We start from the raw sequence: 592 nt of genomic DNA on the forward strand, positions 1-592 counted from the left end.
CATCGACATGGCGAGCTTGCCGTTGCCGCGCTCGTTGACGACGCGCCCGAGGCCGACGGTGCCGCCGGCGCCGGGGAGGTTGAACACCTCGGTGTTGCTCTGCAGGCCGGCGTCTTCCATCGCCTTGACCGCGGTCCGGGCTGTGATGTCGTACCCGCCGCCGGGCGAGTTGGGCACCAGCACTCGCAGGCCCCGGATCTGTGCTTCGGCGCTGCTGTCACCGCTGGTGCTGATCAGTGGCGGCACCAGGAGCACCAGCAGCACGGCTGCGATGGCAGCCAGCGCGCTGCGTAGCCGCACGGGCAATCCCGCCTCTCCATTGTGGTCGGAACGTGAGCTGGCTCATGCTGCACGCCCGCACGCCGCCGTGTCTCGCTTAGGCACGTAACGACACTTCCGGAACTTCTGTAACCCGTCAGCATGAAGAACACGAACATCGAGCAGAAAGAGCTCAACCCGCCCCGTCCGGCCACGCGCCTCCCGCTCGTGGTGGCCCGATTACCGCCGTAATCGGGTGCCTGATTACCGCAGTAATCCGGGCCACCACGGTGTCGAGGCGCCGGTTACGCCGGTCCGGGGCCCGGGGTTTGTT

The 592-nt window shown here is 67.6% G+C and carries 1 pseudogene; it reads right to left on the minus strand.

Features of this window, described 5'->3' with window-relative positions:
- Positions 1-300 (minus strand): annotated as a pseudogene (locus E1181_RS31165) (tripartite tricarboxylate transporter substrate binding protein); the annotation flags it as partial.
- Between the last annotated feature and the right edge of the window lie 292 nt (positions 301-592).

It is taken from the genome of Saccharopolyspora terrae, from assembly GCF_004348435.1.
GTDB lineage: Bacteria > Actinomycetota > Actinomycetes > Mycobacteriales > Pseudonocardiaceae > Saccharopolyspora > Saccharopolyspora endophytica.